Origin of the sequence: Kribbella sp. NPDC000426, assembly GCF_040300265.1 — a bacterium.
GTDB lineage: Bacteria > Actinomycetota > Actinomycetes > Propionibacteriales > Kribbellaceae > Kribbella.
This window is the reverse complement of the sequence record NZ_JBEPDK010000011.1, coordinates 81,960-108,088: the sequence shown is the minus strand read 5'-3', so window position 1 is coordinate 108,088 and position 26,129 is coordinate 81,960. Positions and strand designations below refer to the sequence as shown.

Here is a 26,129-nt window from a genome sequence, read left to right as displayed (position 1 = left end):
GTGTCAGCATGCAGGGGACGGACCGATTCTCGCCTCCTCCTGCCGGGGTGAGACGGCTGACGGGCGTGCGAACACGAGCGGTGATACGACCGGCACCGGCGAGGCCGGACGACGCCTCATCCCTGAAGGGTGAGATGCCGTCGCCGCTCATGGGGCAGCATGAGCAGGTCCGACGGATCAGTGACGCCCCGAGCCGGAATCCGGGGCGGAAGCATCGTTCACGACCCCGCCGAACAGTCGTTGGAGCCAATAACGCCGGGGGGCGAGATGCCGGGTCGAGGTACGCCGGGGAGCCAGCAGGCAGACGAAAGGCGCCGACGTCGCTTGATGCCGGTTCGCGACCAGGAGCAGAGGGCGCTGCCCGGCCCGCCGGCGATGCTCAGGAGGACGATCGTCCGGCAGCGTCTTCTGGAGCTGGTGAGTCAAGGAATACGGCGGCCGCTGACGCTGGTCAGTGCGCCCGCAGGCTTCGGAAAGACGGTGCTGCTGGTCTCGTGGGAGGCGCTCGGCACCTGGGCCGGCCCGGTCAAGCACATCTGTGTGGACGCCGCCGACGAACAGTCCGCAGCCTCGCTGCAGTCCGAACTCGACCGTCTCCATCGCAGCGCCGCCCTTGCCGGAGAGGCCGCCCTGGTCGTCGTGGTCGACTGCGGCGACCTCTGTCTCACCCCGGAGCTCGGCAACAGCCTCAACCGCATCATCCGCGGCAATGCCGCGAGTGTACGGATCGTCCTGCTGACCCGCACGGACCCGCCCCTGCCGCTGCACCGTTATCGGCTGGCCGGCACCTTGACCGAGATTCGTGCCACCGACCTCGCCTTCACGATGAAGGAGGCCACCGGTCTGATGCGGCGCGAGAACCTCGACCTCGAGCCGGCCGAGGTGGCAGAACTGTGGACCAGGACCGATGGCTGGCCGGCAGGCCTGGCGTTCGCGGCCATGAGCCTTGCCGGGACGGCTGACACCGCCCAGGCCATCCGGGCGTTCCGGGGTGATGTGGGGAACGTGTCGGCGTTCCTGATGACCGAGGTGCTCCAGGCTCAGCCGGCTGCGCAGCGCGAGTTCCTGCTCCGGACCTGCATCGTCGACAAGCTCTGGCCCGCGTTGGCCGAGGCGCTGACGAATCGCGTCTGCGATCGCCGGTCGTTCGAGTTCATGTCGCACGGGAACGCGTTCATCCAGCAGGTTCCCGGGACCGACGACTGCTACAGCTACCAGTCACTCTTCCGTGAATTCCTGCAGGCTCAACTGCTGTTCGAGCGACCGGCTCTGGTCCCCGAGCTGCACCGGACCGCCGCGAACTGGTACGCGGAGAACGGACACCGGCTGACAGCGGTCCGCCACGCCATCACGGCCGGAGAATGGGGCGACGCAGCACAGTATCTGGTGGAGGATCTCGACTTCGCGAAGCTACTTGTCGGGCGCCGGCGGGAGCTGCTGCCAGGGTTGGTCGCCGACCTTCCCGACGACCTGGACGGAGCCGGGCCCGCGGTGGTCCGATCCGTCCGAGCGCTCGCAGAGTTCGATATCGACCGGTGCGCCGCGGAACTGCGGAAGGCCCGAACCAGCCTGGACCGGGACGGCCCGTCTCCGACGCACTCCTACGACCTGGCGATCGCCGTGCTGCAGGCGATCTGTACGAGTCTCGAGGCGGATGCCGCCACGGCGCTGGACGCCACGCTCGCCGCCGACGCGGCCCTCGAAGCGGCAGCGGTGGGATCCAGCGACCCGCATCCGGAGGTGCAGCTGCTCCTGGCCGGATGCAAGGGCAGAGTTCTGCTCGAGCGCGGGGATCTTCCGGGAGCCGCGGAGGCGTTCTCCGAGGCGATCGCGATCGCCGACGAAGCCGGTCTGGACGACGCCTTGGCCGACGTGATGGGGATGGCCTCGCTGGTGGAGGCGGTGTGGGGACACCTGCGTAGGGCCGGCGAGTTCGCGGTGCACGCAACCACCCTGGCGGAGGCCGCGGCTCACTTCAACGAGCCGCGGGCAGCGATCCTGGCCCAGGCCTGGACGTGTGCCGACCGCGGCGAGCTCGCGGCAGCCGGGGATCTGGTACGTCGCGCCGGCGACGCCGTACCGACGTTCGACGCACGGGTTCTGGCCGTCTTCGAGGCTCTGGTCCGCGCACGGGTACTGCGGTCCGACGAACATGACGAGCTGGCCCGCGCTGAGCTCAGGGCGGCCACCGACAGCTACGGTGCGGGGATCGACGACTGGCTCGGACAGTGCCTCGTCGTGGACGAGGCGAGGATTCTGGTGGCTCAGCACCTGCCACGGGAGGCAATCACCCTCATCGAGGACTCTCCTGGCCGTGACCAGGTCGAATCGATCCTGGTGCTGCAACGTGCGGCGATCGAGGCGGGCGAGCAGGGTCCTGCCCTGCCGTCGGCGCTCAGGCCGCGGGACCTGTCGCTGGAGACCCAGATCGAAAGGTGCCTGGTGCAAGCAGCGGAGTCGATCAGGACCGGCGACTTCCGCCGCAGCGGCCTCGACGTGGAGCGCGCCTTGAGGCTGGCCGCGCCCGAGCACCTCCGCCGGCCGTTCTCGGACGCGCCACCACGACTACGAAAGTTGCTCCAGCCAACGAGTGACCTGATGCGGCGCCACGCCTGGCTCCAAGCGCCGGGACCGGGAAGCGACCGCGCGGCAGACGAATCCAGCCGGACGCGGTACGAACCCGTTGTCACCAGCACCTTGAGCAGCAAGGAACACGAGGTCCTCGAGTACCTCGCCGAGCTACTGACCACCGAAGAGATTGCCAACACCATGCACGTCTCGGTCAACACCGTCCGCAGCCACGTGCGGAGCATCCTGCGCAAACTGAGCGCTTCCCGGCGCAATGAGGCAGTACGGCGGGCGTGGGACCTGGGACTGCTCCCCCAACGCCCCGAAACCTGATGTCCTCAGGGCAGGTCACCGGAGGTGCGAGGTGACAGAGGCTACCTTCGCCGTACTCGCGCTGCTCGTCCTCGTGTGGGCAGTGACCTCGGATCTCCTGGCCCGCTTGAACATCACCGGCCCGCTTGTCTTCACCGTCGCCGGCTACGTGCTGGGGAATCCTGACAGCGGCCTGCTGACAGTGGATGTCGAGACGCCCTCCATCCACCTGATCGCGGAGCTGACGCTGGCGCTGCTCCTGTTCTCGGATGCTGCCAGAGTCAACGTTTCACGACTGAAGCGAGACATTCGCCTGCCCGGCCGCCTGCTCGCGTTCGGTCTGCCGCTGTCGGTGATCCTGGGTGCGCTCCTGGCCGCCTGGCTCTTCGCCGATGCCACCTGGGCACTTGCCGGTTTCGTGGGCGCTGCTTTGGCTCCCACGGACGCCGCACTCAGCGCCCAGGTGATAAACGACCGCCGGATCCCGATGCGGCTGCGTCGCGCACTCAATGTGGAAAGCGGACTCAACGACGGCATCGTCACACCGGTCGTCACGTTCACACTGGCTGTCGCCGCGGGCCAACTCGGTTCAGCGGCTCATGACGGCGGCGGCGACGACAGCGGGGGCGGAGCGTTGCTCGAACTCGCTGTCGGTCTCGTCGTCGGCCTGGTGATCGGGACAGCGAGTGCCTGGCTGCTGTCGGTCGGCTCGCGACGGCACTGGATGGGTACGGACGCAAGTCAGCTCGGCACACTTGCGGCCGCCCTCAGCAGCTTCGCCCTCGCCGTCGCGTTCAGCGGCAACGGCTTCATCGCAGCGTTCGTCGCGGGCATCGCCTTCAGAGCCGCACTGGATCAGGATGCCGTCGACGCCGACGCCGCCGTCGAGCTACCGGAGTTGCTCGGTGAAGTCCTGGCACTCGCCGCCTGGTTCCTCTTCGGAGCCACGCTGGTACCGATTGCCCTGCACAACTTCGGAATCACGGTCGTCGCGTACGCCGTCCTGAGTCTGACCGCGGTGCGGATGGTGCCCGTTGCCCTGTCTCTGCTTGGCACCGGGCTCGACCGGACGACCGTCCTGTTCGTGGGATGGTTCGGTCCGCGCGGTCTGGCATCCGTGGTGTTCGCGTTGCTGGCAGTCGAGCAGCTCCCCACCATCCCGGTGGTCGAGCGAGCCGTCGCCGTCGTTGCGCTCACGGTGTTCCTCAGCGTCGTGCTCCACGGTGTCACCGCCGGCCCGCTCGGACGCCGCTACGTCCACCTCGAACAAGCTGAGGACACCCAGGACGCAGGCCCCCGATCACGACGTGCCGTTGTGGAGTAGAGTCGAAGGCGGTGCCGTGTAGTCCCGCGAGTGCCGCATCGACACGGAAAATCAGAGGGCTTTTGAAATAATGGGTTCCGAGCCCGGCGACGAGGTCGATCCTTCACTCGCCGACAGGGTGGAGAAGGCCGCGCTCAGAGAGCAAGCAAGTGGCGTACTCGCCGAGTATCACCAGATCGAGCTGGCGGAGGCACGCCGGCTGCTGTCCGTGTTGGCGGACTACCTCGGCCGCTCGGTCGATGCCGTGGCAGCAGATGTCATCGACAGCGCGTCCGCGCGCCGTCGGGAGATCGACGATCCGCCTCAGCCCCGCGGCCTTGCTCCGGAATGAAGGCTTCTTCCACTGGGGACGGACGATTTCTTCCAGGACGCGCGCGCGATCTTGCGGTCCACCGATGGTTTGGCTCTTTGCGCCGTCCGCCCCTCAGAGGATGACGCAAAGAGCCGGCGACGGTCAGGATGCGGATCAGTGCCCCGTCCGTGATCGCACGCTCCGCCTGCCTTTTCGAGGCTAGGTCCGCCCGGACGGCGGCGCCTCATCCCTGGTGGACGATCTCGTCCCGTCCGCGCGGGTCGTCCCGCCGGGATGAGGTCCCGGCGATCACTCGTCCCTAGGCTCGAGGAGCAGTCTCGGCGTGTCTGAAGGAGGCACCCCGGCGTGGGCGCACATCCTGTACTCCGTTACCTCCGGCCGGAGCGACCGAGCCTGCGCGCCGACGTGGTCGCCGGGCTGCCGGGCGCGATCAGCAGCGTCCCGGACGGGATGGCAGCCGCGGTACTGATCGGTGTGAGCCCGATCCACGGCCTCTATGCGAGTTTCGCTGCACCGATCGCGGGCGGGCTGACGTCGAGCACCCGGCTGATGGTGATCACGACGACCTCCGCGGCGGCGCTCGCGGCCGGCTCGGCTTTGAGTGGTGTGGATCCTGCGGACAAGCCGGCGGCACTCGTCCTGCTGACGCTGATCGCCGGCCTGGTGATGATTGCGGCCGGGATCGCCCGGTTCGGGCGCTACACGCGGTTCGTCTCGCACTCGGTGATGATCGGCTTCCTGACCGGGATCGCGGCCAACATCTTCTTCGGCCAGATCCCCGACCTCACCGGCGCGGAGGCCGGCGGAGGATTCCCGCTGGCCAAGGCGGTGGACGTCGTACTCCATCCGTCCCGGATCGACGTCCCGTCCCTGCTGGCCGGGCTGGCGGCGCTCGGGATCCTCGTCCTCATGTCCCGGACGAGGTTGAGGGCGGTGGGCGCACTGGTGGCGCTGGTTGTCCCGACGTCGATCGTGCTGCTCGTCGGCGCCGATTCGGTGGCACAGGTGGAAGACGCCGGGGAGATTCCGCAAGGTATTCCGTTGCCGCATCTCCCCGACCTCAGCATGCTGTCGTTTCCGCTGCTGACCGGGGCGCTGGCCGTCGCGGCCATCGTTCTCGTCCAGGGCAGCGGGGTCGCCGAGGCCGCACCCAACCGCGACGGAACGGTCTCGAACCCGAACCGGGACTTCATCGCCCAAGGCGTCGGCGGCCTCGCGGCAGGTCTCTTCCGCGGTCAACCGGTCGGCGGTTCGGTCGGCCAGACCGCGCTGAACCAGGCCGTCGGCGGCAAGACCAGGTGGGCGGCGATCTTCTCGGGACTGTGGATGCTGGTCATCCTCGCCGCGTTCTCCGGCGTGGTCGGACTCGTTGCGATGCCGACCCTCGCCGCGGTACTCGTCTTCGCGGCCGCCGGTTCGCTCCGGCCGCACGAGTTGACGACGATCCTGCGCACCGGCCCGACCTCGCAGATCGCGATCGTCTCGACCTTCCTCGCGACGTTGTTCCTGCCGATCGCCGCCGCCGTCGGGATCGGCGTGAGTCTGTCACTGCTGCTCCAGCTCAACCAGGGAGCGATGGATCTGAAGGTCGTCGAACTGAAGCCCGCGGGCCACGGCCGGTGGATCGAGCACGCCGCGCCTGAGCGGCTGTCCAGCCACCAGACCATCGTGCTCGACGTGTACGGCAGCCTGCTGTATGCGGGTTCCCGCACCCTCGGCGCACGCTTGCCCGACCCGGCTGGTGCCGAGGCCCCTGCCGTCGTACTCCGCCTTCGGGGCCGGACATCCGTCGGCGCGACCTTCGTCAAGGTGCTGGCTGATTACGCTGCTGCTCTGAAGGCGGTCGGGGGCCGGCTGTACCTCAGCGGCGTGGATCACGGCCTGGCCGAGCTGCTGCGTCGTACCGACCGGGTGGATGTATCCGGACCGGTGCAGATCTTCGAGGCCAGCGAGCTGGTCGGGGAATCGACCGGGCTGGCGCTGCACGACGCAGAGACGTGGGCAGTCAACCACCGCGGCGATGTACCGGATGAGCAGGGCAAAGCCTGAGGCGGCAGTCAGCGGCCCGCCTGCAGACGCTCGGTGGCGGGGTGTCGGTGTGCCCAGGGGCGGGCGGACTCCAGTTGGGCGGCGAGGCAGAAGAGGGTGGCCTCGTCGGCGTACCGACCGAGGAAATGTACGCCGATCGGCAGGCCGGACTCGTTCCAGTACAGGGGAACGGACATCGCGGGGTTGCCGGTCAGGTTGGCGACCACACCGGCGTACGCGACTGTTCTGCCGCCGACGCGGGCCGCCCGGAGCGGATCGGAAGGCGTCGAGGTGATGTCGCCGATTGTTGCTGGAGGCATCGACAAGGTGGGGGTCAGCCAGACGTCGATCCCGGTCAGCCATTGCGCCACGACGCGGGCGAAGGCTTGGCAGTCCTCGACCGCCAGCAGATAGCCGGCCGCGGACACCTGGCGGCCCCGGTCCCAGTACGCCCGGGTCAACGGTTCGAGCTCGTCGTCGGCTGGAACCCGGCCGAGGCGCCGGATCCAGTACTCGACGATCCAGGCGGTCGCTGCATCGAAGACGGTGCCGATCGCCGTACCCACCTCGGGAGTCAACCCGGGCAGTTCCGCCTCCACCAGGTCGTGGCCGAGCGAAGCGCACAACGCGACCGCGTCGTCGAGCGCCGCGACACAGTCCGGGTGGGCCGGGCGTCCGTTGGCGGTCCGGGCGCTGTACCCGATCCGCAGGCGGCCCGGATCGACACCGACCTCGGCCGCGAACGGGTGTGCGGGCAACGGCAGCCCGTACGGATCGCCCAGTGCGGGGCCGGCTGTGGCGTCCAGGAGCGTCGCGCTGTCGCGGACCGACCGGGTGAGCGCATGCTCGCAGGCCCAGCCGCTCACGGCATCGCCGTACTCCGGGCCGAGGGGATTGCGGGCTCTGGTCGGCTTGAGGCCGAACAGCCCACACGCCGACGCGGGATAGCGGATCGAGCCGCCGAGATCGTTGCCGTGCGCAATCGGTACCATCCGCGCCGCGACCGCCGCCGCAGAGCCACCGCTCGATCCGCTGGTCGACCTGCTCGGGTCCCACGGGTTGCGCGTCGGCCCGTGAGCGAGCGGCTCACACGTCGGGACCATCCCGAACTCAGGTGTGTTGGTCTTTCCGAGAACCACCAGGCCGGCCCGCCGCCACCGACGTACGAGCTCGGAGTCGACCTGCGAGACCAGGCCCCGGACGAAACGCGAGCCCTCGCTGAACGGCGTCCCGGCAATCTCCACGACGAGATCCTTCGCGAGGAACGGTACGCCGGACAGCGGCCCCGCAGGCACCGATCGAGCGGCCTCGAGTGCCTCGTCGTACAAGGGGGTGATGACCGCGTTGAGCGTCGGGTTGAGGTCCTCGATCCGCTCGATCGCGGCGGTGGTGAGCTCGTACGGCGTGATCTCGCCACGGCGGACCAGGTCCGCCTGAGCGACAGCGTCGAGCTCGCCGAGCTCGTCCGCGAGCGGTGTGGTCATGTCAGCTCCTTGTCGACGGTCCTGCCCTGAAGGCGCGAGATCTGACCTCGCGGGCCGCCAGACGAGATCTCGCGCTCTTGAAGTAGGAGCCGGCAGCCGACCGGCGGACACCAGGAGCCACATCATGAGCACCATCAGCACCATCAGCACAGTCCAGGACGAGACGGTCGCGCCGGTCGTCGACGAAGCCGCGGTCGAGGCAGAGATGGGCAGGATCGTTACCGAACTCGGTGCGTCGCTAGGCGTCCTGCTCACTGCTCTCGGCACCCGCAGCGGGCTCTGGGCAGCACTCGCCGACGCGGGTCCGCTGACCGACCACGAGGTTGCGGCCAAAGTCCGGGTACACCCCGCGCTGGTCCGCGAATGGTTGCGCGCCCAGGCAGCGGGCGGCTACCTCGAGTACGACGCCGTCGGCGAGACTTTCACCCTGTCGGCTCCTGTCGCGGCAGCGATCCACTACGGTCCCGGCGGCGCACTGGTCGACGCCTGCGCGACCATGTTGACGTCGATGGGTGAAGGATTCGGTGCGTTCAGTGACGCGTTCACGTCTGGCCGGGGATTCGGGTGGCATCAGCGCACAGCCGACCACTGGCACGGTACGGACGCCTTCACCAAGATCGCATTGCCCGCTGAGCTGATCGGCGCCGCGATCACCGCGATGCCAGAGGTCGCCGAGGCCCTGTCCCAGGGCGGTACGGTGGTCGACGTCGGCTGTGGATACGGGTTCCCGACGACGACGATCGCCAAGCTGTACCCGGCCGCGCCGGTGCTCGGCATCGACTACCACGACGCGTCCGTCGCGCACGCGCGCGAGCAGGCCGGGCCGGACAACGTCAGGTTCGAGGTTGCCGCTGCGGCCGAGCTGCCGGGCTCGGAGTACAGCCTGATCACCTTCTTCGACTCCCTGCACGACATCGGCGATCCGCTCGGGGCTCTCGTCCGGGCCAGGTCCGCGGTCGCGGCGTCCGGGAGCGTCCTGCTCTTCGAGCCGCTGGGTGCCGACGACGTACAGGACAATCTCAACCCGACCGGCCGGATGTTCTACGCCGTCTCGACGCTTGCCTGCACGCCGAACGCCGTCTCGCAGGAGAGCGCGACCTCCTCGGAGCCGCTCGGCGCCCAGGCCGGCGAGACGAGGCTCCGTGCCCTGGCCGCCGAGGCGGGTTTCACCCGGGTCCGCAGGCTGGATCTGCCCGCACCGCTGAACCTGGTCTTGGAGCTACGGCCCTGACGACCGATCATGACGCTATGAACCCACGGGGACGGTTCGTCGGACGGGAACCGGTGCTGGCCGCGGCCACCGCCGTACTCCGGGACGCGGCTTCCGGCGCCGGGCAGTTCCTCATGGTCAGCGGGGAGGCCGGGATCGGCAAGACCGCGGTGCTCGCCGCGCTGGCCGAGCGCGCAGGCCCGGACTGGACGGTCCTGCGAGGTGTCTGCTGGGATCGCCCCGGCGCTCCGCCGTACTGGCCGTGGTCGCAGATCCTGCGGGCAACCTGTGTTGCGCCGGTCGACCTCGGCGAGGCTCGCCGCCTCGTCGAGACACCGGCGAACGACGGCCGTGACGCGGCGATTGACGCAGGCGAGGCCGCCGACGCTGAGTTCAGTGTGTTCGAGGCGGTCGGACAATGCCTGTCCGCGCTGGCGGCCGAGCGGCCGATCCTGGTGGTTCTCGACGACCTGCACTGGGCGGATGCCGCGTCGCTGCGGCTGCTCGGGTTCCTGTCGCGGACACTGGTCGGCAGCCGGCTGGTGCTGGCCGGCGCGTACCGCGATATCGAGGCGTCCGACGACCTGCTGGCAGTAGCAGCCACCGCTCAGCACCTACGACTCGGTGGCCTGGGTGTCGAGCAGGTTCGCGAACTGGTCACCTCGATCGTCGGACCCGACGCGTCCGAGCTCGGCGATCAGGTGTGGGAGCGCAGCGGCGGGAATCCGTTCTTCGTCGGCGAACTGGCTCGGCTGATGGTTGCCCAGGGAACGCCGGATCAGCCGCCGCCGATACCGGCCGGAATTGCAGAGACGCTGCGCCGTCGACTCGCCAGGCTGTCGACGGACTGCGTCCACGTGCTCGAACGTGTCGCCGTGGCCGGAGGCGAGGTCGACACCGATCTGCTCGTCCTGATCGGTGCCGCCGGCAACGAGATGGCGCTGAACAGCCTGCTCGACGAGGCGCGTCGGGCCGGCGTCGTCACCGACGGGCCGGACGGGCCGCGACTCAGCCACGACCTGTACCGCGAGACCATCCTCGGCGGCCTCAGCGCCACGACTCGTACCGAGATCGACCTGGCTCTCGGCCTGGCGCTACAAGAACGTCCCGGCGGTGCCGCGCGCGTGGCCGCCCATTTGCTCGCGGCCGGATCACAGGTCCGGCGCAAGGCCGTCGAGTACTCCGTCCTCGCGGCCCGGGAGGCAACCACCCGCCTGGGCCACGACGACGCCTGCGGACACTACCGGCGCGCCCTGCAAATGATCGACGCCGAACGGACCGACGTACCGTGGGATCCTGCGCGCGGGGAACTCCTGGTCGAGCTGGCCGGTGCGCACGCCCGCGCCGGGCGCGGGGACGAGGCACGCACGCAGTACCTCGCGGCGGCCGCGACCGCACGAGCAACCGATGATGCGGTCGTCCTCGCACGCGCCGCGCTCGGCATCGAGTCACTCGGGCAGAGGTCTGGTGCCCACCGTGCCGACGTACTGGATCTCCTGGAGCAGGCCGCTGCCCGACTGGGCGCAGTGGACGGTTCCTGGAGCCTGCAATCGCGGGTGTACGGCGCGAAGGCGCGCATGCTCCGGCATGGCTCGATCGCCCTACCCGACGAGACGGTTGCCGCAGCAGCGGAGCGGGCCGTCGAGCTCGCCGCAGCTGCTGGTGACAGCCAGGCACTCGCCGAGGCGAGACTCGCACAGCACGATTCGCAGTGGACTCCGGGCACAGCCAGACGACGCCTGCCGCTGATCGCCGCCATGCTCGATGCGGCGACTGCTGCGCACGACGCGGATCTCGTTGCCCAAGGCCACCAGTTGCGCGCGGCCGCACTCCTGGAGCTGGGTGATCCCGCGGGCCGCGACGAGCTCCTCACCTACATCACGCTCGCCGACCGGCTCGGGCATGCCCGGGGGCGATGGGGTGCGCTGACCAGGCGCGCCACCTTCGCGCAACTCGCCGGCCACGCCGACGAGGCGGCCCGGCTCGGCGAGGAAGCACTCGAACTCGGCCTGGCCATCGGCGTACCGGATGCGGTCGGCTGCTTCTGCACCTCCCGCTGGGCGCTGGTTGCCCTCGGCATCCCCGAACCGCCGCCCGGCGAACTCGATCCGGCCGATCCGCTCTGGCCGATGTTCCCGCTCCTCAAGGCCTGGCCGCTCGCGGTCCGCGGCGAACTCGACGCCGCCGCCCTCGCGCTGGGCGACTTCAGCGTGCTGGACATCGCCGTCTGGACCGGCCTCGAAGGGCTCGCGGCCGCGGCGGTCGTGTTCTCCGCGGTCGGCACACCTGCCCAGCGGGTCTGGACCTACGACCGGCTGCGGCCGTACGCCGGAACCCACGTGGTGGTCGGCGGCTGCGCGTCGTACCACGCCGCCGTCGACCACCACCTCGGCACCCTCGCCGCTGCGCTCGGCGACCCGGCCTCGGCCGAGAAGCACCTCCGGTCCGCCCTCGCCATGCATGAACGGATCGGAGCCGCGGGCTGGGCGCGGGTCACCGAGCAGGAACTGGCCTTGCTCGCCGGATCTGTTGCCCCGGACCACGAGTTCCGGCCGGTGAACGGGCTCTGGCAGCTCGCGTACGACGGAGTCCAGGTCCAACTGGCCGACTCCAAGGGGCTGCGCGACCTCGCCGTCCTGATAGGTGCTCAAGGCAACGAGGTGCACGTGTCGGCCATGGTCGGGTCCGGGACTGCCGGCAGCAGCCGCGATCCGGTCCTCGACGAGACCGCCAGGGCGCAGTACAAGGCACGGCTCGCCTCGCTGGCCGAGGAGCTCGATCAGGCCGACGCGTACGGCGACGCCTCCCGAGCCGAGAAGTTGTCCGCCGAACGCGACGCCTTGGTGCACGAACTCCGCGCGGCAACCGGCCTGGGCGGACGCACCCGACGCCTCGACGACGAGACAGAACGAGCCCGCAAAACGGTCAGCGCCCGCATCCACGACACACTGACCAAACTCGACCAAAGCCACCCCGCCCTGGCCGCCCACCTGCGCGCCTCCATCCAGCTCGGCACGTCCTGCACCTACTCCCCCACCCACCCCGTCACCTGGCGCCTCAAGTAACCGTCAGGTGCCGGGAGCGATCGCGCAGGCCGAGACGCAGAACCAGGTGCCGTTGCGCTTCTGGTAGGCGTCCGTGTACAGCGCTTCCTGCTGGCTGCCGTCGGAGAGCATCGTGTAGGTGCTGCGACCGTGGATCAGCGCGACGTCGCTGAGGATCCGGACCTTGACGTCGTGGACGGCGAGGTCCTTGAACGGGCGCGGCTCGGCGATGTACTGCAGGAACTCTTCACGATTGCGGGTGACGCCCGGAGTCTGTACGACGAAATCCTCCGCCAGCAGCTCGCTGAAGCGCGCCGCGTCGCTGGCCTGGTCGGCCTCGACGTAGTCCAGGTTGAGCCGTTCGAGGATCCCCAGGTCCTCGGCCGACTGATCCAAGTCGCTCATTCTTCTACTCCCTTGTCTGGTCGTTGTCTGCGCAAGTGATGAGTGTTCGGTCCGGTGGGCGCTCTTACCGATGAGTCGTCGGTAAGACCGCGCGACTGTTCGACGCTGATGAGGTGGATGGGGGCGGAACTGGAGAGAGGCACACGCGCGATGGAGAACCTGGCACCGGTGATCGACCTGCGCCGGCGGGAGAGAATGCTCCGGCTGGCGTTCGTCTCGGCGGTGGCCTCGCTGATCGCGGTCTTCGCCGCGGTGGGCTCGACCATCCCGCTGTTCAACATCTACCGCGCCGAGGAAGGGTTCACGAACGCCGACATCTCGCTGACGGTCGTCGCGTACTCCGCCGCCACTCTCAGCACGCTCCTGCTGCTGGGGCGCCTGTCCAACTACGTTGGCCGACGGCCCATCGCCATCGCCAGCCTGGGACTGCTCGCCCTGGCATGCCTGCTGCTCCTGAACGTGCATCAGATCGGCATCCTCATCGCAGGCCGCCTCCTGATGGGCCTCGGCGCCGGGCTGGCCAGCAGCAGCCTCACGGCGTACGTCGTTGACAGCGCGCCGGCCAGGCCGACCTGGCTCGCGTCCGTCGCTTCGAGCCAGACAGTCATGCTCGGCCTCGCGGTCGGTGCCGTCGCCTCCGGTGCCTTGGTCCAGTTCGGCCCGTGGCCGCGTGACTTGATCTACCTGGTCGTTATCGGCCTGCTCCTGCTGTCGGTTGCACTCGTCGCCATCAGCCCTGAGACCGTGACACCGAGGCCGGGTGGTTGGCGATCGCTGCGTCCCAGCGTTCGCGTACCGGTCCGAGTCAGGCACCTGCTTCCTGTTGCGGCCGGCGTCTTCCTGGCCACCTGGGCGACCGGGGCGTTCTACCAGGCTTTCGTGCCCGCACTGGTCGCGGATCAGCTGCACACCAGGAACTCGCTCGTTCTCGGACTGGTGTTCGCCGCCTACATGGGGCCGAGTGCGGTCGGCGCTCCTCTTGGCGGCCGGTTCTCACCGGCGGCGGCTCAGCGCATCGGCATGGCCGCGTTCCTGGCCGGATGGATCGGCCTGATCGTGGCGATCACCACCGGCGTACTGCCGTTGTTCATAGCGGCAACCGTCATCGCAGGAGCCGCCCAAGGGATCGCCATCAGCGCCGCAACCCGAGGCCTGCTCTTCGGCAGCACCCTGCCAGACCGCGCACCGACCTTCGCCGTGATCTACCTCCTCAGCTACAGCGGCGCCACCATTCCCAGCCTCATCTCCGCCCGCCTGTCCACCATCTTCACCGTCCCGGAGATCGCCCGCGGGTACGCCGGACTCGCCCTGCTCGCCACCCTCCTCACGGCCGTCGCCGCCCGCAACCCCCACAACCAAGAGCCGTAAGCACGCCCGCCGAGCGCGACACCAACTCCCGTAAGGAACGACGAGCCCCTGGAGCTGAGTGATGTCGACTGAAGAGCGCGGTGCGATGCGGACGTTGCTGGAGGACTCCGAGCGCAATCTGGCGGTGGTCGAGAACGGGGAGCTGCGGAGGTACGAGCTGCTTCTGGCGGGGACAACGGTAGGGACGCTCGACTTTCGGATTCTCGGCCCGCGGCGTGTTCTGGGACATACGGAGATCTCCGCCGAGCACCGCGGACGCGGGCTCGGGACAGCGCTGATCAAGGCGATCCTCGACGACCTGATCGCCGCGGAAGTCCGGATCACGAACTACTGCCCTGCGGTCGAGCGGTTCCTCGACGGACATCCGGAGTACGTCGTGGTCCTCGATCCGTCGCATCCCTCGATCCAGCGCGGCTCCAACCCGCTGCAGCAGTTGATTCACACCCAGCACTCCCGGCTCCGAGAGCTCGCCGCAGCTGCCGAGGACCCGAGCATCGACAGGTTCGACCGGCGCCGGATCGCGGACCAGTTCACTGCCATTGCCGCGCAGCACGCAGCGGCTGTTGCCGACGTCCTGCTCGCAGCTTCCAGAACGTCGTCCAGTGCGTACGCCGCGGCCCTGCTCGCCAATCTCAAGGAGTTCGAGCAGGCATTGCGCGTGCTCAAGGGCCACGCCTACGGTGACGCACGCTTTCTGGACCTCGACACAGCCGAGACTTGGCGCGAGGCGGAGCGTCTGCTGGCCGCGCACGAGACTCATGAGACGAAGGTCGTCTCCGACCTCGAGCAGCTGCATGGCGCCGACGGCGCCGCGGATCTGGCCCGAGCACTGGCGAAACGGCAGTGGAGCTCGCCCACGAGACCGCACCCCAACTCGCCGCATGCGGGAGTTGCCGGACGCATCGCACGGCACCTGTGGCGCCTCGCGGACTCGACCTGGGACGAGCTGGAAGGACGAGGCCTTCCGACTGAGCCCGCCGAGCACGAGAACCGTCATTCGGCCGTGTCCCATTACTTGTTCGGCACCCCCGACGACCAGTAAGACCGATCCCCGATTCGCACACAGACAAAGGGAATCCGGGCCAACCCGGCCCGGCCGGGATCGAGGGAGAACCTCATGAGTGGGTACTTCGAAGGCCGCAAGCTCATCGTCGTCGGTGGCAGCAGCGGCATGGGACGGCAGACCGCCGAGGACGTCGTCGGCCAAGGCGGCAAGGCCGTCATCGTCGGGCGTCAGCAGGCGAAGGTCGACGAGACGGTCGCCGAGCTCGGCAAGAAGGGAGAGGCCTGGGGCATCACCGCCGACCTGGCCGATCGCAAACAGGTGGAAGACGTCCAGGAGCAGCTCGCCGCCGAGCACGCCGACGCGACGCTGCTCGTCAACGCGGCCGGGTTCTTCATCCCCAGGGATTTCCTCGACTACAGCCAGGAGAACTACGACGCGTACCTGGAGCTGAGCCGCGCGACGTTCTTCCTGACCCAGACCGTCATCCGGGGTATGAAGGCCGCCGGCTCCGGCGGTGCGATCGTCAACATCGGCAGTATGTGGGCGCATCAGGCCGTGGCGGCCACGCCCGCGACCGGCTACTCGATGGCGAAGGCCGGTCTGCATGCGCTGACCCACAACCTGGCCATGGAGTTCGCGGCCGACGGGATTCGCGTCAACGCTGTGGCTCCGGCAGTCGTGGCCACGCCGCTGTACGAGGGCTTCATCCCGGCCGACCAGCTCGAGAAGGCTGTGAAGGAGTTCGACGGCTTTCACCCGCTGGGTCGCGTGGGAACAGCCCAGGACATCGCCTCCGCGATCGTCTTCCTGCTGTCCCCTGAGGCCAGTTGGATCACCGGCACGATCCTCAACGTCGACGGCGGCGTGATGGCCGGCCGCAACTGACCGGTCAGTCGAACTCGTAGCGTTGCTCGAGCCAGGGGTCACCGTGGTTGTGATAGCCGGCTCGCTCCCAGAAGCCAGGCTCGTCGTGCGACAGCAGTCGCAGTCCGTTCAGCCACTTGGCCGACTTCCAGAAGTACAGATGCGGGACGAGCAGACGGGCGGGGCCTCCGTGCAACGCCGCGAGGTCCTGCCCGTCGTACCGGTAGGCGATCCAGGCCTTCCCGCCAAGGAGGTCGGCCAACGGCAGGTTGGTCGTGTAGCCGCCGTACGAGGTGGCCATGACGTGGGTCGCCTCGGTCGTGATGCCATCGAGGACGGCGTCGACCGAAACGCCTTCCCAGCGGGTTCCGAACTTGGACCATCTGGTGACGCAATGGATGTCGGTGACCAGCGTCTCGGACGGGAGTGCGAGCAGGTCCTTCCACGTCCAGCGTCGCTGCTCACCGGTCTCCGTCGTGACCGTGAACTCCCACTTGTCCTTGGGGATCAGTGGGGTCACGCTCGCCGACAACACCGGGAAGTCGTCGGTGAGATGCTGGCCGGGCGGGAGTCGGTGATCATCCGATCCGCGCCTGCCCTCGAAGCCGCGATTGACGACTGCCATCAAGACCTCCTTGCCGGCAGCGAGCTGCTGCTCACGCGATCTGCTGGTCCGGCAGGTAGCCGGCGTCGACCAGAGCGGTCCGCAGCTTGCGGCGGGCGTCGAACATCATCTTATAGATCGCGTTGGTCGTTGCACCGAGCTGATCGGCGAGCACCTCGGTGGGCATCCCGTTGAGTACCAGTGCGACGAAGACCACCCGCTGTTTCGCCGTCAGCTTCTCGTCGACGGCACGACGTACGGCGCTCATCAGGTCCCGGCTCTCGGCCTGTTCCTCCGGCTCGATCCCGAACCGGGCCGGAAGGCGCTCCCAGTCCTCGTCGTCGAACGCGACACCGGCCCGCTGCCAGAAGTGCCGGTTGACCTTGGCCGCGACGTCGAAGACCACGAACTTGTAGGCCCAGGTGGTGAACTTGCAGTCACCGCGGAACGTCTCGACCTTGCCGCTGATCGCCAGCAGGGCATCCGCGGCGGCCTGATGCGCGAGGTCGTCCAGCTCGGGACCGGCGAGTCGCAGCCTGGCCGCCCGCCGGCCGACCTCTGCTCTGGCTGCTCGCAGCAGCACGTCGTACAGGCGCCGGCAGGCAAGCTCGCGCCGGTCCCCGCAACTGCTCAGGTCGCGTACCCAGGTGCGGTTCTCCCGGGCCACCTCCGCAGAGACGACCCGCCCGTGCGACACCAACTCGGACCCTTCGCGCTTCATAACTCTTTGGACGATACAGTCCATTTCGCACCGAGTCCACTCCGTGCGAATGGACTCTAACTGGTCTATACAGTCCAGTTCACGCGGGCCTACCGCTCGTACCGGCCCTCGAAGGTCACATCGTCGCCGCCGGTGAATCTGAGTCCGACGATCTGCGCGTCCTCGACCATCCAGCGAAGCGCGTAGCAGGCCCGGTACGACGGCGGCCAGAACGAGCAGAACCGGCCCTGGTCGTCGACGTACCACTCGCCCGCGCTGTCACCACGTCGTTCGGAGTACGTCGTGTGCCCGTCGGCCGTGAACACCTGGGTGGCGCCGTCGACGTACGTCAGCCGGCCGGCGGTCACCGCCTTCGGGATGTCGGCGGCGGCAACCGCGGCGTCGTCATCGGCTTGGATTCCCTGCAACGCGTCATTCATCGCGTCCTGTCCTCTCGTCCGGTCGGTCGTCCATGGTGATCAGGGCCGTCAGTCCGTCGGCGTCCTCCGCGCACGATTCGCAGGCAGCGAGGTGCGACGCCACGGCGGGAAAGCGCTCGGCAGCGTCTTCGCCGGACGCGACGAGTTCGGCGTACAGATGAAGAACGGACCTCGCCCCGTCGCAGCCGACGTCATGCGGGTCGGTTCCCAGGAACCGCTCGAGCCCGTCCCGCCACCCGCTCATGACGTCCCGCCTCTAGTTGTCCGACAGCCCCGTGGAGAAGCCGCTCAGGGAGCGATCTCGAGCATAGTGATGAGGTCGTCGGCGAGCGTGAAGCGGTAGATGAGGTCGACCACGCCACCCGGAAAGTCACCCTCGAGGTGACTCGTCACCACATACCGGTCGTCGTCGAGCTTTTCCACGTGACTGATCTCGACCGAGTAGGTGTACTGGCTACCCTCGGTCTCCCGCCACCGGTGGATCTCGTCGTGCCCCTTGTACGTCTTCCCGTCGTCAACCACGGTCGCGTCACTGGCAAACGCCGCCAGCAGATCATGAGCATTCGCCTTGTGCTGCGGATCCGCCTCCCGCAGGTACCTCATGATCGCGTGCGGCAACTGCTTCGCCATCTCCCCGGCGGTCGGGTCAGGCGGAGTCTGAATAGTCATCAATACCTTCCAAGGTGAGGGGTTGTCGTGATCTGCCGCGTCAATCGCCGTCGTACCGCTGTTCTTTCCACGGGTTTCCGTAGTTGTGGTAGCCGAACATCTCCCAGAAGCCCGGTTGATCTGTCGGCCGCAGGTCCAGACCGCGGACCCACTTCGCGCTCTTCCAGAAGTACAGATGCGGCACCAGCAGACGCGCCGGCCCGCCGTGCTCCGGATCGAGCGGCCGTCCGTCGTACTGGTCGACGATCCACGCCTTCCGACCTCGCAGGTCCGCGAGTGGAATGTTCGTGGTGTAGCCGCCGTCGGAGAACGCCACGGCGTAGCCCGCCTCGGTCTGCACCGCTTCGAGGAGGGTGTCGAGCGACACGCCCGACCAGGTCACGTCCAGCTTGGTCCACTTCGTCACGCAGTGGATGTCGACGGTGAACGTCTCGCGGGGCAACGCCTGGAATTCAGCCCACGACCACGAGACCGGCTCGTCCACGGCTCCGCGGATCGTGAAGGTCCACGTGTCCAGTGACGTGGACGGCGTCGGGCCGGCCGACAGCACCGGGAAATCCTGCGTGACGTACTGCCCGGGTGGCACTCGGGAGGACTCTGCGGCACGGCGGCCGACGAAACCTCTGGATATAGACATACTTCCTCGGTGTCGCGGCCGGGGCGCGATCTTTCCGGTGGCGGGTTACTCGGTGAACTTTTCGTGGGCGGCCATGGCGGCGCCGACGATGCCGGCGTTGTTGAGGAGTTGGGCCGGCTTTACCGGGGTGGAGAGTTCGAGCAGCGGGACCCACTTGTCGGCGTTCTTGCTGACGCCGCCGCCGACCACGAACAGGTCGGGGGTGAACAGGTTCTCGACGTGCCGCAGGTAGCGCTGGACGCGCTTGGCCCACTGCTTGTACGAGAGGTCCTCGTTGTCCTTCGCTGCCGAGGAAGCCTTCTTCTCCGCGTCGTGGCCGTCCAGCTCGAGGTGGCCGAGCTCGGTGTTCGGCACGAGCTGGCCGTCGAGCAGCAGCGCGCTGCCGATACCGGTGCCGAACGTCAGCAGAATGACCACGCCGCGGACGCCTTTGGCGGCGCCGAAGCGGGCCTCGGCGATGCCTGCCGCGTCAGCATCATTCAGTACCGTCACGTCGCAGTGGGTAGCGTCGGTGAGAACCTTGTCGACGTCGGTCCCGATCCAGCTCTTGTCGACGTTCGCGGCGCTCTTGGCCACCCCGTCCTTGATGATCGCCGGGAACGTCGCGCCGACGTCACCGGTCCACCCGGCCTCCTTGACCAGCCGGGCCACGACCTCGGCGACGGACGCCGGTGTGGACGGGCTGGGCGTCAGGTACTTGATCCGCTCCGTCGCCAGATCGCCCTTCTCCAGGTCGACGATCGCACCTTTGATCCCGCTGCCGCCGATGTCGATCCCGAAAGCCGTCGAAGTCTTCACGCTGGGCACCTATCTCTCCCGTCGCCCGCCATTGACACGTAACGACCGTACAGGCTGACCGCCCGGCTCAGTCGCGGCCCAGGAAGATCGGGTTGGTCAACGCAGCCATCGAGCCGAAGGTGAGCGACGGGTCCATCGAGGTGTGGCCGGGCGTGCCGTCGGCGAGCGGGTGGCGCACTTCGGCACGGACGAACGCGGCCGCCTGCGCAGTGGTGAGCCACGTGACCGTTCGGTACGCCGCTGACCCGCACACTCACCGTGATCTGCTCCCGAGTCCTTGCTCAGGTCATCCGCGAGTACGACGTTGTGCGGCAGGCCGATCACGTTCCCGGGGGTGTGCGCGTCGCTGTTGCCCATCGCGGGCAGCCAGGGCTTCTTCTCCCGCACCGCGGCGGCCAGCAGGTTCGCCCAGGTGGAGACCGCGGCGTCGTCGTCCCAGCCCCACGGGCCGGTCCACACCTCGGTCGCGTCGAGTCCCTCGAACCCGAACTTCCACTCGCTCGCGATCCACGGGCAGTACAAGTGGGCCGACACGCACAACCCGCCGGCCTTGTGGACCTGCTGCCGGATCCGGTCGAACACGCCGTCGCGCGACCGGAACCGCCAGTCCACCCACTGCCCCGGCTTCGTGCCGAGCGCGAGCCAGTGGCCGTTGCGTGTCGTGACCTCCTCCCCCGTCACGATCAGCAGGTCGTCGCCGGCGTACGGTCCCCACGCACCGTGCGAGGCGTTGGTGTTGTGATCGGTCGACACGATGAAGTCCAGCCCGGCCGCGCGGGCGCCCACTGCGACGTCGGCCGGCCGGTTGCGGCCATCGGAGTACACGGTGTGCAGGTGGCAGTCGCCTCGGTACCAGTCCCGGCCGCGCCCCTTCGCCCTGGTCGGCGGGTACGCCGGGACGTACTTCGCGCCGGGTTCGCCGTACGTGAGGGTGACCTCGACGTGGTAGTCCAGGCCTTGCGGGGCGACCTGGTACGGACCGAGGACGATGTGCCACGTGCCGGGCATCACGTCGCCCGGCACGTACCCGGGCGTGGCGTCGGTGCGGCTGATGCTGAACTCGGTACGGAAACCACCGGACCAGCCGCGGGCCCGCTGAAGTCGAACCCGGCGGGCTCACCACCCCGGTGGTAAGAAGGAGATGTTTCAACTACTTGGCCCGATCGCCTCTGGAGGCACACGTTGAGCAACGCCGACCCCGCCGACACCGCCGACACCGTCATCGCCGCACTCCGCACCGGCTACGAACGGCTCGCGGAGCTGGTGACGAACTTCGACGAAGACGCCCTGGCCGGTCCGTCGGCGGCGGCCGAGTGGGACATCGCACAGGTGCTGAGCCACCTCGGCAGCGGTGCGGAGATCATGACCAACACGGTCCAGCTCGCCCTCGATGGCAAACCCGCCGCCGACGGCGACTTCAACAAGAACGTCTGGGCCCGCTGGGACTCGTCGTCGCGCCAGGAGCAGTCCGCCGGCTTCCTGGTCTGGAACGAGAAGCTGACGACCCTGTTCGAGTCGCTGGACGACGACCAGCGCGAGAACCTCCGGATCGAGCTGGGCTACCTCCCAGCGCCGGCCGACGTGGCGACCGTCGCCCGGATGCGCCTGAGCGAGCTCACCTATCACTCGTGGGACGTGCGCGTGGCGTCCGACCCGGGCGCAACGCTCGACGCCGGCGCCGTACCGCAGATCCTCCAGACCGTCGGCGACCTGAGCTGGATCAGCAAGCCGGCCAACCTGAACGGCCAGCAGGCCGTACTGAACGTCGCCACCACCGATCCGGCAACCGCGTTCTCGCTACGCCTCGACGATCCGGTCAGCATCGACCCGAATCCCGCGGACGACGCCGCTGGAACGCTGACCCTGCCGGCAGAGTCCTGGCTGCGACTCATCGCCGGCCGCCTCAGCCCGGACCACACCCCGGCCACGTTCGAGCTGACCGGCCCGATCAGCCTGGCCACTCTCCGCACGGTGTTCCCCGGCTACTGAACCCCGTAGTCGGGGACCTGGACCTCGGCACCGCCCCGGAGCGCCGACTGGTGGGCGCAGATTCCCGGGGCGGTCCAGGTCGCCGCGGTCCGCGCGTCCACCCGGGGCGCGCGGTCCTCGACGATGCTCGACACGAACTCGTGCACGAGATGCGGATGTGAGCCGCCGTGACCGCCGTCGGCGAACCTGCGCAGCGGCTCGGGCAGCAACTCCGGCGCGCCCTCGGGCCGCACGTCCGCCTCGGCAACCCCGCGACCGCGATGCCCCGCGGCCAGCGGTTGCAACGAGAACTCCTTCATCGGCCCACCCTCGAGCTGCGGCCACTCGAGCGCGCCTTCGTCGCCGTACACGGAGAAGCCCTCTAGATAGCTGCGGCCGAGCTGGAAGAACGACATCGTCACGTTGGCGACCAGATCGTCGTCGCCGCTCAGCTTGAACAACGCGGCCTCGGTGCCGAACCCCTCCCCCGCAACGCCGATGTGATCCGGGGTGAGGCGGCTCGATCCGAGGCAGCGGACCGACTCGACGCGGGTCTCCGCAAGGGCGAGTGCTGGTGAGAGCGCATGCGTGACGTAGTGCATCGGGGGATAGCCGCGCCAGTACTCCGGAAACCCGTCGAGGTTCTGCAGGTGATCGCCCTTGAAGTAGGTGAGCCGGCCGAGTTTCCCGGACTCGAGCAGCTGCCTCGCGTGGAAGTACTCCCGCGAGTACACCGCGGTCTCCATCATCATGTAGTTGCGCTGGGCATCTTCCTGGGCCGCGATCAGCGCGTCCAGGTCCTCCAGGGTCGTTGCCATCGGCACCGCTGACGCGCAGTGCCGGCCGGACTTCAGCACCTGCTGCACCTGGTGGGCGTGAAATCGGACGGGCGTCAGCAGGTGTACGGCGTCCCAGCCGGGCGCCGCCAGCGCGTCGTCGAGGGTCGGGAACGTGTCGGCGGTCCCGAGCCGCTCGGCTACTTCCGCCGTACGCGCCAGATCCGTGTCGACGACCGCGACCCGGCCGACGTCGGGGTGGGCCTGGTAGATCGGGGCAAAGTCGGCGCCGAAGCCGAGACCGACCACCATCACATCCACACTGGCTCCTCACGAGTAAGCAGGGCCGCCGGATGGGACTCCGGCGGTCCTGCGTTCGGCCTGCGGACTATTGTGGCCAATCGGCCTCCGTCACCGCTCCCCCGGTGACGTCGACGGTCAGTTGCACGGGTCCGTCGGGCCGTACGTACAGCTCGTAGTTGCCCTGCGGGACCTCGAAGAAGACCGCCGAGTGGACGATCTCGCCGTCCGGCGAGGGCCTTGGTACGACGGCAACGTGTGGCAACGCGTGACTGTGCCCGTGCCCGTGTCCGTGTGCGTGGTGGACCGCGTGGCCGGCGGTGAAGTTGCTCGGGCGGAGTTCGATCTCCTCGCCCTCGAGCGCCGCCGGCAACGTGATGACCAGGGCGCCGACTTCTCCGCCGATGTCCAGCAGCACCGAGGATCCTTTGCCCGCGTGCGGGTTTTCGACGGTGCTCATCATGCGGCCGGGGTTCCGGGTTTGGACTGGTAGCCGCCGGCCGGCGTACCGAGGTACGGGAACCACGTCAGGTAGTCCGCGTTGGTGTTCGACGTACCGTCCTTGATCGCTGCCGCCGCGGCGTCCGGCTTGAACGATGGGTCCACCAACGGAATCGTCAGACCCGCGACGGCACGCAGTTCCACGGTGACGACGTCGTCGAACACCCGGCGACCGTTCGGGAAGCCGGCCGCGTCGCCCGCGACCAGACCCAACGGGTTCGGCGACTTCGCCGGCGGGACCGCGACGTTCAGCCGCAACAGGTCGGCCTGCACCGGTCCCGTGTAGTTCTGGAACCCTCGTACGACGCCCTTCGGGATGCCGGTGAGCAGGATCGCCGCCAGGTCCGCGCGGGGCTTCTTGTACGCCGCAAGGTTCGGGAACACGCCCGGGTACAGGACCGGAAGCAGACCCGCGAGCTCGGGCTTGGTCACGAAGCCGGCGAACCGCTTGTCGCCGTACGGCGGCTGGCTGTTCCACTTGTCCTTCTCGGCCATCGGCACGATGACTTCGTTGAACAACGGGTTCCCGAGCCGGGAGACCTGCTTGTACGGACCGTGCCACGTCGGGATCCCGTACACGCCGTCGAGGATCTTGGACGCCTGGCGGCTGGCCGACGCGTACACACCGATGACGGCCTTCGGGTCCAGGACGCCGGTCGGCCGGTGCCCGTCGCGGGTGAGGTCGGTGATCGGGACCTGGAGCGCGATCGTGTGCACGTTCGATCCCTGCAGGCCGTTGACGCCCATCGCCGCGGCCGACGGAATCAGGTGCGCCATCTGGAACGGCCGGAGCGTGCCGAGATCGAAGATGCTGCCGAGGTCGGCGAAGAACCCGTCGGCCCGCTGGCCCGCGAACACCTTGCGGTTGGTGCCGATCGTGTGGATCGCCTGCCGGGCGAGCTTCGCGTAGTCCGGCGTACTGCGGATGCCGACGTTCACCGGCGGCGCCGCCAGATTGCGGGCCAGGACCCGCGAGCGGCCCTTCTCCACCCGCGTGACCGAGTAGTACTGCGGGCGGTTCCAGGTGCGATCGGAGATCGAGCTGATCGGGCCGGTGTTGTACAGGAACGTCTTCTTGTTCCTGATCTCGGCGTGGAACCGGAACTGGTAGCTGATGTCGGAGCGGCCGGTGCCGCTGTTGGAGATGTGGATCTCGTACAGCACGTCGTCGCCGAACTCGTAGAAGTTCGGGCCGCCGTACGGATTCTGGAACGGGATGAAGTTGGCGATCAGCGTCACCGTGTCCGGCTTGTCCGGGCTGACGAACGCGTAGACATCGGTGTTGTCGGCGACCGGGTCCTTCGAGATTTCCGGTGCTTCGCGATGCGAAGACATGACTGTTCCTCCAGTGAAAACGTCTGCGTGAATTGCAGGAGAGCCGCGGCTCAGGTGGTGGTGAGGCCGGCGAGACGCGCGGCCAGTTCGCGATCGGTCAGGACAACCTCGCGCTGGCCGACCAGAATCGCCAGCTGACCCTTCCTCACGTCCTTCACGTGGACGACGAACGACTCCGCCGTCGCCAGATCGGCCGCCTGCAACTCGTCCCCACCCGCGGCCGCCTCCGGCCGCTCACCGAGGATCTTCACCCCCGCCACCGCACCGACCGCAGCCGCGGTCCCTGCCCCGGCGAAGACCAGAAAGCCCCGGCGTGTTGCGTCACTCATGTCTGCCCCTTCCCTCTGATGGCACATCAACACTCACGAGGCTTTCGCCGCCGAGGCACCGCCGGATGGGTCGGCCGTCAGTCCGTCCGCAGATCCGACCCTGCGGTTCGGCCTGAGCCCGGCGAGGGTGTCGGGCTCGTATCATCCATTACATGGATGAGTCCCGGGATGGTTCTGCGAACGGTGTTGCCGCTGCGAGCTCGGCCGATGTGATAGCTGATCTGCGGGCCCGGATCCGGGAGCGGTGGGAGGGGTTCTCGCCGGCCGCGCGGGCGGTCAGCCGGTCACTGACCGAGCGGACGGCCGAGGAGCTGCTGTTCCTCTCGGCGGCCGACCTCGGCGCCGAGACGAAGACCAGCAACGCGACGGTCATCCGAACCGTGCAGGCGCTCGGGTACTCCGGCCTGGCCGAGCTGAAAGCGAAGATCGCCGCGCCGTTCACGCAGGCGAACCGGCCGGTGGTCCGCGCCCGCAAGCGGGTCGAGTCCACCGGCGGGGACCTGGCCAGCGTCTGGCATCAGGTCCTGGCGGAGTCGATGGACCGCCTGGAGTTGATGCAGCCGACGTTCTCGCTCGAGACGTACCAGCACGCCGTACAACTGCTGCTCGATGCGAAACACACGCTGACCTACGGCTTCGGCGCCTCGTTCGTGGCCGCGGATCATCTGGCCTTGGTACTGCGCCGGGTCGGGCTCCGCGTGACCGCTCTGGAGGCCGGGGGCTTCCGGCTCGCCGACGACCTGCTCGCCATCGGCCCCGGAGATGCGGTCGTCCTGTTCGCACCCGGCCGCTCGGTCATCGAGGTGGACGTCCTCGTCGACCGCGCCCGGGACGTCGGCGCCGCGACCGTGCTCGTGACCGAGGACCCGGGCAGCAAGCTCGCCCGAGCGGTGACTGTCACGCTGCACTCGCCGACGACTCCCACCGGCCTGACCGGCGAGCCGCTGACCTCGATCGTCGTCGGGGACGTGCTGGCGCAGGGCGTCGCGACCCTGGCCGCCGAGCGGTCGGTGGAGGCGTCCGAGCAGCTGACGGCGCTGCGCCGCAGGCTCGGCTTCTGACACCAGCACCATCGCCGCATCCCGCGATTGATCACCAATTACGTAGCTGCTAGATTGGTCACCAATCGTAGGAAGGTGGCTATGC

At 68.5% G+C, this 26,129-nt stretch carries 25 protein-coding genes; 11 read left to right on the top strand and 14 right to left on the bottom strand.

The window, feature by feature from the left end; translation table 11 throughout:
• Positions 1 to 327: 327 nt before the first annotated feature.
• The 4 genes from ABT313_RS41500 to ABT313_RS41485 all read left to right on the top strand — a co-directional run bounded on the left by ABT313_RS41500 (position 328) and on the right by ABT313_RS41485 (position 6,566).
• Positions 328 to 2,901 carry a helix-turn-helix transcriptional regulator gene (locus ABT313_RS41500; RefSeq protein WP_350866057.1) on the top strand — a complete coding sequence of 858 codons (2,574 nt, stop codon included), beginning with the start codon at positions 328 to 330 and terminating at the stop codon, positions 2,899 to 2,901.
• 31 nt (positions 2,902 to 2,932) lie between these two features.
• On the top strand, positions 2,933 to 4,204 hold the full coding sequence (locus ABT313_RS41495; RefSeq protein WP_350866055.1) for a cation:proton antiporter: 1,272 nt from the start codon (positions 2,933 to 2,935) through the stop codon (positions 4,202 to 4,204).
• A gap of 70 nt (positions 4,205 to 4,274) precedes the next feature.
• On the top strand, positions 4,275 to 4,535 hold the full coding sequence (locus tag ABT313_RS41490; RefSeq protein WP_350866053.1) for a hypothetical protein: 261 nt from the start codon (positions 4,275 to 4,277) through the stop codon (positions 4,533 to 4,535).
• A 327-nt stretch (positions 4,536 to 4,862) separates the two neighbouring features.
• Positions 4,863 to 6,566, top strand: coding sequence for a SulP family inorganic anion transporter (locus ABT313_RS41485; protein WP_350866051.1), 1,704 nt, complete (start codon positions 4,863 to 4,865; stop codon positions 6,564 to 6,566).
• Positions 6,567 to 6,574: 8 nt separating this feature from the next.
• Here the strand turns inward: ABT313_RS41485 and ABT313_RS41480 are convergent, their stop codons facing one another.
• Positions 6,575 to 8,029: an amidase gene (locus tag ABT313_RS41480; protein ID WP_350866049.1), complete on the bottom strand. Its 1,455-nt coding sequence runs from the start codon at positions 8,027 to 8,029 to the stop codon at positions 6,575 to 6,577.
• A 124-nt stretch (positions 8,030 to 8,153) separates the two neighbouring features.
• Here ABT313_RS41480 and ABT313_RS41475 point away from each other — a divergent pair, with 124 nt between their 5' ends.
• Positions 8,154 to 9,260, top strand: coding sequence for a class I SAM-dependent methyltransferase (locus ABT313_RS41475; RefSeq protein WP_350866047.1), 1,107 nt, complete (start codon positions 8,154 to 8,156; stop codon positions 9,258 to 9,260).
• 17 nt (positions 9,261 to 9,277) lie between these two features.
• Positions 9,278 to 12,304, top strand: a complete 3,027-nt coding sequence (locus ABT313_RS41470) for an ATP-binding protein (RefSeq protein ID WP_350866045.1) — start codon at positions 9,278 to 9,280, stop codon at positions 12,302 to 12,304.
• A gap of 3 nt (positions 12,305 to 12,307) precedes the next feature.
• Here ABT313_RS41470 and ABT313_RS41465 read toward each other — a convergent pair whose 3' ends face one another.
• Positions 12,308 to 12,688, bottom strand: a complete 381-nt coding sequence (locus tag ABT313_RS41465; RefSeq protein WP_350866044.1) for a nuclear transport factor 2 family protein — start codon at positions 12,686 to 12,688, stop codon at positions 12,308 to 12,310.
• 150 nt (positions 12,689 to 12,838) lie between these two features.
• On the opposite strand from ABT313_RS41465, the gene ABT313_RS41460 reads away from it, so the two are divergent.
• From ABT313_RS41460 to ABT313_RS41450, 3 genes are all read left to right on the top strand, one after another.
• Positions 12,839 to 14,056: an MFS transporter gene (locus ABT313_RS41460; RefSeq protein WP_350866042.1), complete on the top strand. Its 1,218-nt coding sequence runs from the start codon at positions 12,839 to 12,841 to the stop codon at positions 14,054 to 14,056.
• Between the two features lie 61 nt (positions 14,057 to 14,117).
• The gene (locus ABT313_RS41455; RefSeq protein WP_350866040.1) at positions 14,118 to 15,098 is read left to right on the top strand and encodes a GNAT family N-acetyltransferase; all 981 of its coding nucleotides are present in this window, start codon (positions 14,118 to 14,120) and stop codon (positions 15,096 to 15,098) included.
• A gap of 75 nt (positions 15,099 to 15,173) precedes the next feature.
• Complete coding sequence (locus ABT313_RS41450; protein ID WP_350866038.1) at positions 15,174 to 15,947, top strand: SDR family NAD(P)-dependent oxidoreductase; 774 nt, start codon at positions 15,174 to 15,176, stop codon at positions 15,945 to 15,947.
• A 4-nt stretch (positions 15,948 to 15,951) separates the two neighbouring features.
• Here ABT313_RS41450 and ABT313_RS41445 read toward each other — a convergent pair whose 3' ends face one another.
• From ABT313_RS41445 to ABT313_RS41410, 8 genes are all read right to left on the bottom strand, one after another.
• Positions 15,952 to 16,551: a sulfite oxidase-like oxidoreductase gene (locus ABT313_RS41445; protein WP_350866036.1), complete on the bottom strand. Its 600-nt coding sequence runs from the start codon at positions 16,549 to 16,551 to the stop codon at positions 15,952 to 15,954.
• A 31-nt stretch (positions 16,552 to 16,582) separates the two neighbouring features.
• Positions 16,583 to 17,251 (bottom strand): sigma-70 family RNA polymerase sigma factor, encoded by a 669-nt coding sequence (locus ABT313_RS41440; protein ID WP_350866034.1) that lies wholly within the window; start codon positions 17,249 to 17,251, stop codon positions 16,583 to 16,585.
• A gap of 89 nt (positions 17,252 to 17,340) precedes the next feature.
• Positions 17,341 to 17,670 (bottom strand): hypothetical protein, encoded by a 330-nt coding sequence (locus ABT313_RS41435; RefSeq protein ID WP_350866032.1) that lies wholly within the window; start codon positions 17,668 to 17,670, stop codon positions 17,341 to 17,343.
• Complete coding sequence (locus tag ABT313_RS41430) at positions 17,663 to 17,914, bottom strand: hypothetical protein (protein WP_350866030.1); 252 nt, start codon at positions 17,912 to 17,914, stop codon at positions 17,663 to 17,665. The genes ABT313_RS41435 and ABT313_RS41430 overlap by 8 nt, the downstream gene beginning before the upstream one ends.
• Before the next feature lie 44 nt (positions 17,915 to 17,958).
• The gene (locus tag ABT313_RS41425) at positions 17,959 to 18,339 is read right to left on the bottom strand and encodes a nuclear transport factor 2 family protein (protein WP_350866028.1); all 381 of its coding nucleotides are present in this window, start codon (positions 18,337 to 18,339) and stop codon (positions 17,959 to 17,961) included.
• A 40-nt stretch (positions 18,340 to 18,379) separates the two neighbouring features.
• On the bottom strand, positions 18,380 to 18,925 hold the full coding sequence (locus tag ABT313_RS41420; RefSeq protein WP_350866026.1) for a sulfite oxidase-like oxidoreductase: 546 nt from the start codon (positions 18,923 to 18,925) through the stop codon (positions 18,380 to 18,382).
• Between the two features lie 96 nt (positions 18,926 to 19,021).
• On the bottom strand, positions 19,022 to 19,774 hold the full coding sequence (ppgK, locus tag ABT313_RS41415) for a polyphosphate--glucose phosphotransferase (protein ID WP_350866024.1): 753 nt from the start codon (positions 19,772 to 19,774) through the stop codon (positions 19,022 to 19,024).
• A 96-nt stretch (positions 19,775 to 19,870) separates the two neighbouring features.
• Positions 19,871 to 20,797, bottom strand: a complete 927-nt coding sequence (locus ABT313_RS41410; RefSeq protein WP_350866022.1) for a CehA/McbA family metallohydrolase — start codon at positions 20,795 to 20,797, stop codon at positions 19,871 to 19,873.
• 159 nt (positions 20,798 to 20,956) lie between these two features.
• Here ABT313_RS41410 and ABT313_RS41405 point away from each other — a divergent pair, with 159 nt between their 5' ends.
• The gene (locus tag ABT313_RS41405) at positions 20,957 to 21,763 is read left to right on the top strand and encodes a maleylpyruvate isomerase family mycothiol-dependent enzyme (RefSeq protein WP_350866020.1); all 807 of its coding nucleotides are present in this window, start codon (positions 20,957 to 20,959) and stop codon (positions 21,761 to 21,763) included.
• Here ABT313_RS41405 and ABT313_RS41400 read toward each other — a convergent pair.
• The 4 genes from ABT313_RS41400 to ABT313_RS41385 all read right to left on the bottom strand — a co-directional run bounded on the left by ABT313_RS41400 (position 21,757) and on the right by ABT313_RS41385 (position 24,983).
• Entirely contained in the window at positions 21,757 to 22,830 is a 1,074-nt protein-coding gene (locus tag ABT313_RS41400) for a Gfo/Idh/MocA family protein (RefSeq protein WP_350866329.1), read from the bottom strand. The genes ABT313_RS41405 and ABT313_RS41400 overlap by 7 nt on opposite strands.
• Before the next feature lie 76 nt (positions 22,831 to 22,906).
• Positions 22,907 to 23,236: a hypothetical protein gene (locus ABT313_RS41395; protein ID WP_350866018.1), complete on the bottom strand. Its 330-nt coding sequence runs from the start codon at positions 23,234 to 23,236 to the stop codon at positions 22,907 to 22,909.
• Between the two features lie 41 nt (positions 23,237 to 23,277).
• Complete coding sequence (locus tag ABT313_RS41390; RefSeq protein WP_350866017.1) at positions 23,278 to 24,654, bottom strand: DUF4331 domain-containing protein; 1,377 nt, start codon at positions 24,652 to 24,654, stop codon at positions 23,278 to 23,280.
• Positions 24,655 to 24,704: 50 nt separating this feature from the next.
• On the bottom strand, positions 24,705 to 24,983 hold the full coding sequence (locus ABT313_RS41385; protein ID WP_350866015.1) for a twin-arginine translocation signal domain-containing protein: 279 nt from the start codon (positions 24,981 to 24,983) through the stop codon (positions 24,705 to 24,707).
• A gap of 152 nt (positions 24,984 to 25,135) precedes the next feature.
• Here ABT313_RS41385 and ABT313_RS41380 point away from each other — a divergent pair, with 152 nt between their 5' ends.
• A complete protein-coding gene (locus ABT313_RS41380) occupies positions 25,136 to 26,044 on the top strand; it encodes a MurR/RpiR family transcriptional regulator (RefSeq protein WP_350866013.1) in 909 nt (302 codons plus the stop codon).
• The last annotated feature ends 85 nt before the right edge of the window (positions 26,045 to 26,129 follow it).